Source organism: Rodentibacter sp. JRC1 (assembly GCF_020521555.1).
In the GTDB taxonomy this organism is placed as follows: Bacteria; Pseudomonadota; Gammaproteobacteria; order Enterobacterales; family Pasteurellaceae; genus Rodentibacter; species Rodentibacter abscessus.
In genome coordinates, this window is record NZ_BPWA01000001.1 from 1,640,138 (window position 1) to 1,652,032 (window position 11,895).

The 11,895-nt window shown below is 41.5% G+C and carries 1 protein-coding gene; it reads left to right on the forward strand.

What is annotated here, in order from left to right:
* The first annotated feature begins 65 nt into the window (after positions 1-65).
* Positions 66-11,780, forward strand: a complete 11,715-nt coding sequence (locus HEMROJRC1_RS07595) for an ESPR-type extended signal peptide-containing protein (protein ID WP_226692348.1) — start codon at positions 66-68, stop codon at positions 11,778-11,780.
* Positions 11,781-11,895: the final 115 nt, after the last annotated feature.

An 11,895-nucleotide genomic window follows, 5' to 3' on the forward strand; every position in this document is an offset into this window, starting at 1 on the left:
AAATATAAACAATAGAATGGTAGGTATTGTATTAAAAAGTCAAAGGACATTAAGGTTTATCATTTATGAATAAAATATTCAAAGTTATCTGGAATCACTCGCTAGGCACTTGGGTCGCCGTTTCTGAATTGGCGAAAGGCTATGCTAAGTCAAGTTCGTCTTCATCAGTGACAAGTAAAGAAGAAGGAAATTTAGAAAGAGAACGAGGTGGTCTTAAACTTTCAAAAATAACATTTTTACTTTTGGCATTGACTGCTGTTGGAACGTCTTGGGCTGTAAATGTCGGTTCTACTAAAGATGTGGGAAACTACGGCACGATTTCCATTGGAGAATCTGGTGAATTTGGTTCCAGTGAATATTCAAGAGTTGGGCGAGGAACTGGAGAGTGGACAAGCTCGACATTGCACTCAATCGCGATAGGTGGTGGGGCAAGTACTGATTATGCTAGAGCAACAGCTTTAGGTTATCGTGCTTCAGTGACGAGAAACGATAGTGTTGCTATTGGTTCAAATTCAACGACTGGCTCAACTAACTTAACCAATGCAGATAAACTACCGGGAACAAATTATATTTTTGCAGGTGCGCCAAATTCGAGTACTCCAGTCTTTTCTGTAGGGAATGCAAGGTCAAAACTCTATCGTCAAATACAAAATGTCGCAGCAGGTTCAATAACTGAAAATTCGACTGATGCCATTAACGGTTCACAACTTTATGCGGTGGTTCGAGCCATCGGTGAGTTGAATACCACTTCGGCAGGCTTATCAAACTTTATTGTGGGGGCGGATAAAAACCACAATGCAACAGGGATTAATGTTACCAAAGATGCTAATCGTTTTGATGTGATCAGTGCAGATGAAAAATATCTCACCACCAAAGTTAACGGTACGAGTGTTGAAATTGATCTTAATGCTTCATCTAAACAAGCTATTAATCAAGTTGCTAATAACACGCAGAATATTTCAAAGAATACTCAAAATATTGCTAACAATACGCAGAATATTTCAAATAATAATAAAAATATCACCAATAACACTAAAAATATTACTAATAACACCAATACCATTGCCAAAGGTTTCGGTTTAAAAGCGTCGGATGGGCAAAATGTTACGCATAACTTGGGTTCTCCTATTGAAGTTATTGGTGGTAATAGTAATGTTAATACTACTGTGAATGGTGGCAAAGTTCAGATTAATTTAAATAACACCCTTGATCTATCTAAAACAGGTAGTGTTAAAACAGGTGATACCACATTAAATAATACAGGCTTAACCATCTCTGGTGGACCAAGTGTAACCAAAAACGGCATTAATGCGGGTAATCAAAAAATTACCAATGTTTCAAATGGTACATCCCCGAATGATGCGGTGAATTTCTCACAATTAAATGCCACCAATAATAATGTTACCAATTTAAATAATACGGTAAATAATGTTAACGCAACCGTAAATAAAGGCTGGAATATTAATACCACTAAATCCGGCACGGGTAATGTTAGCGGTAGTTCAAATCACAATATCAAAATGGGCGATACGGTAACCATTGACGCAGGGGATAATATCAATATTACCCAAGCCAGTGGCAAGATCAGTATCGCAACCTCTAAAACCCCGAATTTCACTTCTGTTGATACCGGCAATTTAACCGTTCGTCCTAATGGCAATATAAATTTTGGCGGAAATAAATTGACCAATGTATCAAATGGTACATCATCGACTGATGCGGTTAATCTTCAACAATTAAATGCTTCAAAAACCGAAGTAAAAGCCGGTAATAATGTCAATGTAACCAAAACAAGCGATGCAAATGGCTCGGTTTATACTGTAAATGCCGATAAATCCATTGTGAGTAACGGTTCGGATAAAGTTAAAGTTACCGCCACTGCAGGGGCAAATAATACAACGAATTATTCGGTTGATCTTTCTGATACCGCAAAAACACAATTAGCGAAAGAAGAAAGTGTAAATTCAACTTCTTCTAATGTGATTGTGACAGAAAATGGTAAAAATAGTACCGGCGGTAAAAATTATTCCGTAAGCTTGAATAACACATTAAATTTAACAGATGCAGGTAGCGTTAAAGCCGGTAGTACCTTGTTAAATAATACGGGATTAACCATTTCGGGCGGACCGAGTGTAACCCAAGGCGGAATTAATGCCGGTAGTAAAAAAATCACCAATGTTTCAAATGGTACGGATCCAAATGATGCGGTGAATTTCTCACAATTAAATGCGACCAATAATAACGTTACCAATTTAAATAATACGGTCAATAACGTTAATGCAACCGTAAATAAAGGTTGGAATATTAATACCACAGCAAGTGCGGGCGGTAATGTTTCCGGCAATAAAGACCATAACGTCAAAATGGGCGATACGGTCACTATTGATGCGGGTAAAAATATCAATATTACTCAAAGCAACGGCAAAATCAGTATTGCCACCTCAGATACACCGAATTTTACCGCTGTTAGCACGCAAAACTTAACCGTTCGTCCGAATGGTAACATTGACTTTGGCAATAATGTATTGCACAACGTGGCAGCACCAACTGCGGACACGGACGCTGCAAATAAAAAATATGTAGATGACGGACGTACAACAGTAAATTCCACCGATAAAAGCGTTAACGTAACGGCAAGCGGTGCAAATCCGAAAAATTATGATTTGTCTGTGAATATGTCGAAAGTGGCGAATGATGTCACCTTGAAATATAGCGCGGACAGTGGCAATGGTACTAACAAATTAGCCGAAGAAGTGAAATTCAAAGGTTCGGATTACGTTAAAACTACGGCAAAAAACGGTGAAGTGGCGTTTGATCTCAGTGATAATGCGAAGAACAAAATCAATAACGCAATGCAAAATTTCACTGTTGGTGCGGATAAAGCTAATGCTGTGGCGGGCTTAAATATCACCAATGGCGGGCGTTTTGATATTGTCGGTGCAGAGAATAACTATATTGATACGGCAGTCAGTGGCAACAATATTACTGTGGGGTTAAATGCTAAGGCTGTTGATTCAATTGAAAAAGCACAAAAAGGATTTGGCTTAAAAGCACAAGACGGTGCAAATGTGACCCACCAACTAGGTGAGGCAATCGAAGTGATTGGCGGAAACAGTAATCTAAACACTACGATTGCAGATGGTAAAGTTAAAATTAACTTGAATAATACTTTAGATTTAACTAAAGACGGTAGCGTCACCATTGGCAATACCAGTTTGAACAATGACGGTTTAACCATCACTGGTGGGCCGAGTGTAACAAAAGACGGTATAAATGCCGGTGATAAACCGATAACTAATGTTTCAAATGGTACGAATGCCACAGATGCCGTTAATGTTCAACAGTTAAATGCTTCAACAGCAGCTGCAAAAACAGAAGTTAAACAAGGTAATAATGTCGTTATTACTAACACCACGGCAGCGGATGGTCATACTGTTTATACCGTAAATGCCAATACTTCAAGTGTAAGTAACGGTTCTGATAGTGTGGTAGTCACCGGAACACATAATGCGACAACCGGTATAACGGATTATAGCGTTGACTTGTCTCAAAAAATCAAAGAACAGATCGCTAAAGAAGAAAGTGTTTCTGCCGGCAGTGATTTGGTTAGTGTAGCGGAAAATGCGACGAAAAATAGTACGGGCGGTAAAGACTTTATCGTTAATATCAATGCGCAAAAAGTAGTTGAAAATGCACAATTACCTGTGGTTTACACTAATGCGAACGGTGATAAATTAGTTAAAGTCGGTGATAAATTCTATAAAGCCGGTGACGTAACTGACGGTAAACCTAATAGTGGTGTAACCCCTGTAAGTAACGGTGATGTGATTGCTTCGTTAAATAGCGGTAATAACAGTACTAATACTCCGATGAGTTTAGGTAACTTAAAAGGAAATTTAGATAACGTAACTAACAAAAATACCGGTAATCCTGCGACTGCAAATAAATATGACAATGTCAAAAATAATGCAGCGACAGTCGGTGATGTGTTAAATGCAGGCTGGAATTTACAAAATAACGGTCAAGCTGTTGATTTTGTAACACACGGTAATACGGTGAATTTCAATAATGGAACCGGTGTGACGGTGAATACGGTTTATGATGAAAATACCGGAACAACTAATCTTACGTTTAACACGACCAATAGTTATGTAGATACAAATGGGGCTCAAACCAACGCACCAACCAATACAGTGAAATTTATTGGTAATAATACTTCAGCACCGGTATTGATCACTAATGTCGCCAGCGGAGTGGATACACCAAACACTAACGGTACGACTTGGGCTGATAAGCTTGCCAATGTATCCGGTGATGCATTGAATAATGTCGTCAACGTAGGCGATCTGAAAAATGCGGTGAATTCAGGTGTCAGTTCGGTTGGCTTTAATTTAACCTCTAAGGCTGTGAGCGGAACAAATGGCGATTCAAAAATAGCGGATAACCTATCTGCCGATGATAAACGTCTGACTAATAATGATACCTTCACACTGGATGCCGGTAATAACATTGCTATCAAGCAAATCAAGGATGGTTATGAGATTGCAACAGCCGATAATGTTACGTTTACTAACGTTACAATCGGTAAAGATGGTGAAAATGGCGTTGATGGTAAGCTTGGTGTAAACGGTAAAGACGGTGCTTCGATCGTACTTAACGGTAAAGACGGCTCAATCGGTTTAACCGGGCCGAAAGGTGCGGATGGAGCAAACGGTAAGTCTGCAAACATCAGCGTAGCGGAAGGTCAAACGACTGTCAGCGAAAAAGACAAAGGTCAAAACATTACCCGTATTGTGTACAACACCACAGATAAAGATGGTAATACAGTAACCCGCGAAGTGGCGACAATGGACGATGGCTTGAAGTTCAAAGGTGATAATGACCAAATTATCAACCGCACTTTAGGTAGTCAATTGAACATCACGGGTGGCGCAAGTAACGTTTCAACCTTAACGGATAACAATATCGGCGTAGTAGGTAACGCAAGCGGCGATTTAGTATTGAAGTTAAATAGAGACTTGAACTTAACCAAAGACGGTAGCTTGGTGATTGGCAACAGCACCTTAACGGACGGCGGTTTAGTGATTAACGGCGGACCGAGTGTGACGAAAGACGGTATCAACGCAGGTGATAAGAAAATCACCAATGTCGCAGATGGTAATGTTTCTAATGGCAGCAAAGAAGCGATCAATGGCGGACAGTTATACAACGCAATTAGCAACAGTGGTTTTGATTTAGCGACCAATGGTGAGGCAACGGGAGTAACCGATAAACGAATTAACAACAATGAGACTTTCAACTTAAATCAAGGTAAAAACATTGTTGTGAAACAAATTGAAAACGGTTATGAAATCTCAACGGGTAACAACTTAATTATCGGTGAGAAAGGAGAGCCGGGTCAAAACGGTCAACCTGGTAAAGATGGTGTTGATGGTTCTATCGGAGTAAATGGTAAAGATGGATCTGCGGTAGTTATTAACGGCAAAGATGGTTCAATCGGCTTAAATGGTAAAGACGGTACAAACGGTTTAACAATTAAGGGTGGACAAGGGCCTGCCGGTGTTAATGGTAAGGATGGTGAAACCACAACACGTATTGAATATGTCGATAGTAATAATGTTACGCATAAAGTTGCAACTTTAGATGACGGCTTGAAATTCAAAGGTGATAAAGGTGAAGTCATCAATAAGAAACTGAACGAGACCTTGAATATTACCGGTGGTGCGAACGGCACATTAACCGAAAATAATATTGGTATTGTTAGCAAAGACGGTAACTTAACTGTGAAATTGGCTGAGAATATCAATTTAGGCAATAACGGTAGCGTAACCATCGGCAATGTAACGATGGGTAAAGATGGCTTTAATGCTGGTAATACGACGATTACCAATGTTAAAGGTAACTTAGACAATGTGACGAATGACACTAAGTCTAATCCGGATGTAACCGGCAATAATTACCAAAATATTACCAAAAACGCTGCGACTGTCGGTGATGTGTTAAATGCGGGCTGGAATTTACAAAATAACGGTCAAGCTGTTGATTTTGTTACTCACGGTAATACGGTTAACTTTAACAATGGTACGGGCGTATCGGTTAAAACCGACTATAACAATACAACAGGTACAACTAACATAACTTTTAATACCACAAATAGCTATGTTGATAGTAACGGTAATTTAACAAATGAACCGACTAATAAGGTTAAATTTGTTGGTGGAAATATCTCTGCTCCGGTATTAATCACTAATGTGGATAGTGGTGTATTGCCTAATGGTGCGACAATTCCCGCGAATCAAACTTTCAATGATGTATTGGGTAATTTAACCGGCGATGCATTGAATAATGTTGTCAATGTGGGAGATTTGAAAAATGCTACAAAAGATATTGCTAACACAACATTAGGTGCTATCGGATTCGGCTTAAAATCGACAAAAGTGGATGGCACTAACGGTGTCGCCGAAGAAGCAAGCGGTTTGACAGATGAAGATAAACGTTTAACGAATAACGAAACCTTCAACTTAAATGCCGGCAATAACATTGTGGTGAAGCAAATCGCAAACGGTTATGAAATTGCGACTTCAAATAACGTTACAATCGGTAAAAACGGTAAAGACGGTGTTGACGGCACAATCGGGGTGAACGGTAAAGACGGGGCATCAGTAGTACTTAACGGTAAAGACGGTTCAATCGGATTAACCGGACCGAAAGGCGCAGACGGTAAAGACGGTGCATCAGCTAATATCACGGTGGCTAACGGTACCGGTACTCTTGATGAAAACAGTAAGGGCGGCGACGGCATTGAACGTATTGTTTACAATACAACCAATAAAGACGGTTCAGTGACAACCCGTGAAATCGCAACCAAAGATGACGGCTTGGTATTCCAAGGTGATAACGGTAAAGCCATTAAGAAAAAACTCGGTGAAACCTTAAATATCACCGGCGGTGTAACGGAAGAAAGCAAATTAACGGATAACAATATTGGCATCATTAATAAAGATGGCAACTTAACCGTTAAATTAAGCAAAGATCTGAACTTAACCGATAAAGGCACCATTACGATTGGTGATGTTAACTTAAGCAATGGCGGTTTAACCATCAACGGCGGACCGAGCATTAATAAAGACGGCATCAATGCGGGTGATAAGAAAATCACGAATGTTGCGGATGGTAATGTTTCTAATGGCAGCAAAGAGGCGATTAACGGCGGGCAGCTTTACACAGCGATCACAAATAGCGGCTTTAACTTAACCACGAAAGCGGTAGCGGATAGCAACGGTCAAGTGAGTGCAGATGGCTTAAGTGATGATGACAAACGCATTGCCACGAATGAAACCTTTACGTTAGATGCGGGTAACAACCTCGTTATCAAACAAATCGCCAACGGTTATGAGATTGCAACCGGCAACAACATTACCGTAGGTGCGGCAGGTAAAGACGGTAAACCGGGTGTTGATGGTACAATCGGCGTGAACGGTAAAGACGGCGCATCAGTTGTTATCAACGGTAAAGACGGTTCAATCGGCTTAACCGGACCGAAAGGTCAAGATGGTAAAGACGGTGCTTCTGCAACGTTACAGGTTGTCAACGGCACGAAAGGTTTAGACGGCAATGACGGTAAAGATGGCGAAAGCAAAACCCGTATTGAGTATGTGAAACCGGATGGCACCAAAGAAGAAGTCGCAACGTTAAAAGACGGTTTAGTGTTCAAAGGTGATAATGACACGAAAATCAACCGCACTTTAAACAGCCAATTAGAGATTGTTGGCGGTGCGAAGGAAGCGGATTTAACGGACAACAACATTGGTGTGATTGGTGATGCGAATGGCACGATGACTATCAAGTTAAACAAAGACTTGAATCTCACTGATAAAGGCAGTGTAAATCTTGGTGGCACTGTATTAAACAGCACAGGCCTAACTATCACGAATGGACCATCAATCACCAAAGACGGCATTAACGCAGGTGATAAGAAAGTTACCAACGTGACAGAAGGTACTTTAGCTGAGGATAGTAAAGATGCGGTGAATGGAAGCCAGTTATATGCGACTAATCAGAACATCACCAACGTAACCAATGATGTCGCGAAAGGTTGGAACATTACCACCAGCGGTAATGCAAACGGCACAAGCTTACACAACGTGAGAATGGGCGATACGGTAACCCTTGATGCGGGTAATAATATCAATATCACCCAAACCAACGGCACAATCAGTATCTCTACTTCCGATACGCCGAACTTTGCTAATGTAACCGTTGGTAAAGACGGACAAAACGGTATTGACGGCACGATTGGGGTGAACGGTAAAGACGGGGCATCAGTAGTACTTAACGGTAAAGACGGTTCAATCGGTTTAACCGGACCGAAAGGTGCAGATGGTAAATCAGCCTCGGCGAATATCACGGTGGCTAACGGTACCGGTACTCTTGATGAAAACGGTAAAGGCGGTGATGGCATTGAACGTATTGTTTACAATACAACTAATAAAGACGGTTCAGTGACAACCCGTGAAATCGCAACCAAAGATGACGGCTTGGTATTCAAAGGTGATAACGGTAAAGCCATTAAGAAAAAACTCGGTGAAACCTTAAATATCACCGGTGGCGTAACTGAAGCCGATAAGTTAACGGATAACAATATCGGCGTGGTTAACAAAGACGGCAATTTAACCGTTAAATTAAGCAAAGATCTGAACTTAACCGATAAAGGTAGCGTGACGATTGGCAACGTGAGCATCAGTAGCGGCGGTATCGATTTAGGTAATACCACCATTACGAATTTGAACGGTAACTTAGATAAAGTGGATAACACCACAACCTCTAACCCTGATCAAACAGGTAATAAATATGAAAATATTACCAATAATGCTGCAACCGTTGGTGATGTGTTAAATGCGGGTTGGAACTTGCAAGCAAATGGTAATGCCGTTGATTTTGTGACTCACGGTAATACGGTGAACTTTAACAATGGCACGGGTGTCGCGGTGAATGCGGTTTATAACGCAACAACCGGTGCGACAAATATTACCTTTAACACAACCAACAGTTACATTGATGAAAACGGTGCGTTAACCAATACACCAAGCAACAAAGTGAAATTCATCGGTGCGAATAACTCAGCCCCGGTGTTAATTACCAATGTTGATAGCGGTGTGTTACCACAAGGTACATCATTGCCGACGAATGTTACCTTCAACGAATACTTGAATAACTTGACAGGTGATGCTTTAAATAATGTGGTGAATGCAGGCGATTTGAAAAATGCAACCCAAAACATCACGAAAGATACGCTAAGTGCGGTCGGATTTAACCTTAAATCTGCGATCGTTGCCGGTTCTAATGGTGCGGTTTCCGAACAAGACGGCTTAACCGAAGCGGATAAACGGCTAACCAACAATGAAACCTTCAACTTGAATGCGGGTAATAACATCGTGATCAAACAGATTGCGAACGGTTATGAAGTTGCGACAAGTAATAACATTACAGTTGGTGCGGCAGGTAAAGATGGCAAAGATGGAGTTGACGGTACTATCGGCGTAAACGGCAAAGACGGTTCGGCTGTCGTGATCAACGGCAAGGACGGCTCCATCGGCTTAACCGGAGCGAAAGGTGCAGACGGAAAAGATGGCGCGTCAGCAACTATTAAAGTCGTGAACGGCACGAAAGGTTTAGACGGCAATGACGGTAAAGATGGCGAAAGCAAAACCCGTATTGAATACGTCAAACCAAATGGTGATAAAGAAGAAATCGCAACTTTAAAAGATGGCTTGCAGTTCAAAGGTGATAACGATCAAGTTATTAACCGCACTTTAAACAGCCAATTAAATATTGTCGGCGGAGCGCAAGAAGCGAACTTAACGGCGAACAATATCGGCGTTATCGGACATGCTAACGGCACAATGGAAGTGAAGTTAAATAAAGACTTGAACTTGACCAAAGACGGTAGCATTACCCTAGGTAATACAACGTTGAAAGACGGCAACTTCACAATGGGTAACGTGACGATTAACAACGACGGCTTAACCATTAAAGACGGCCCGTCAATTACCAATAAAGGCATTGATGCGGGCAATAAAGCGATCACCAATGTTGCTAACGGTACGAATGCAACGGATGCGGTTAATTTATCTCAATTAAATGCATCAACCGCTGCGGCTAAGACTGAAGTTCAACAAGGTAAAAACGTTGTTGTAACAAATACAACTGCAGCAGATGGCCATACCATTTATACCGTGAACGCAGAGAAATCCGTTGTTACCGGCTCTAATGCAGTCAATGTAACCACAACCGTTGATAAAGCAAACTTTACAACTTCTTACAATATCGATCTTTCTGACGAAATGAAAAAACAAATCGCGAAAGAAGAATCGGTTACGGCAGGAGATAGCAACATTAAAGTGGTGGCTAACGGAACGAATAGATCCGGCGGTAAAAACTTTGATGTAAGTTTGAACAAAGACTTGAACTTAACCAAAGACGGTAGCGTAACCATTGGCGGCACAAGCTTGACGGACGGCAATGTAACTGTTGGTAATACCACATTGAATAATGACGGATTAGCGATTAAAAACGGCCCGTCTATTACAAATGAAGGTATTAATGCCGGTAATAAGAAAGTCACCAATGTCGCTGACGGTGATATTAGTCCGAATAGCAAAGACGCAATCAACGGTAGTCAGCTCTATACCTCGATCGCCAATAGCGGCTTTAACCTTGCGACCAACGGCGAAGTTATCGGCACGAATAAACGTATCAATAACAATGAAACCTTTACCTTAAATCAAGGCAAAAATATCGTTGTGAAACAAATTGATAACGGTTATGAAGTGTCAACCGCCAACAACTTTATTATCGGCGAAAAAGGCGAGCCGGGCAAAGACGGTGTTGACGGTACGATTGGAGTCAACGGTAAAGACGGCTCCTCTGTCGTGATTAACGGTAAAGACGGTTCAATCGGCTTAACCGGACCGAAAGGCGCAGATGGTAAGAACGCCACAGCCACAATTCGCGTTATTGACGGCCAAAAAGGCTTAGACGGTAATGATGGAAAAGACGGTGAAAGCAAAACCCGAATTGAGTACACGAAACAAGATGGCAGTAAGGAACAGGTTGCAACCTTAAATGACGGTTTAGAGTTTATGGGCGATTCCGGTACGGTCTCTAAACAGAAACTCAATTCACGAGTCAATGTTGTCGGTGGACAGGCTGATGAATCTAAACTCTCTTCGGCGGCGAATATCGGTGTCGTTTCTGATGGTAAAGGTAAATTAACCGTGAAATTGGCGAAAGATATTGATCTTGGAAAAGAGGGTAGCGTAGCTATCGGCAATACCACCGTCAATAATAACGGGTTAGTGATTAAAGGTAGCGATCCGAAAGGCACGGATACCGTAAGCGTTACCGATAAAGGCATCAGTGCGGGCAATAAAGTGATTAGCAATGTTGCACCGGGTGTGAAACCGACCGATGCGGTTAACAAAGGGCAGCTCGACCAAGTACGAGGAGATATCTATAATGTCAATAATCGCGTTGATAACTTAGATAAACGTGTACGCGGTATCGGTGCGAACGCTGCAGCAGCCTCTTCCTTACCTCAGGTTTATATGCCGGGTAAATCGATGGTTGCGGCGGCAGCCGGCGGATATAGCGGTGCATCTGCTATTGCGGTGGGTTACTCAAGAGCCAGCGATAACGGTAAGGTTATTCTGAAATTAACCGGTACGGCTAACTCCGCAGGACATTACTCCGGTGGTGTAGGTGTAGGTTATCAGTGGTAATCTTTAAGTAAATGAAAAATGCAACCCTCAGCGGTTGCATTTTTTTTCGGTATTATGTAGCAGTTGCACAAATCACCGTAATGAAATTTATTGATAAAAAGGTGCGTTACGCCTA

Excerpts from the sequence above, each read along its gene's own strand:
- HEMROJRC1_RS07595 (WP_226692348.1), top strand. The coding sequence starts at position 66 with ATGAATAAAATATTCAAAGTTATCTGGAATCACTCGCTAGGCACTTGG.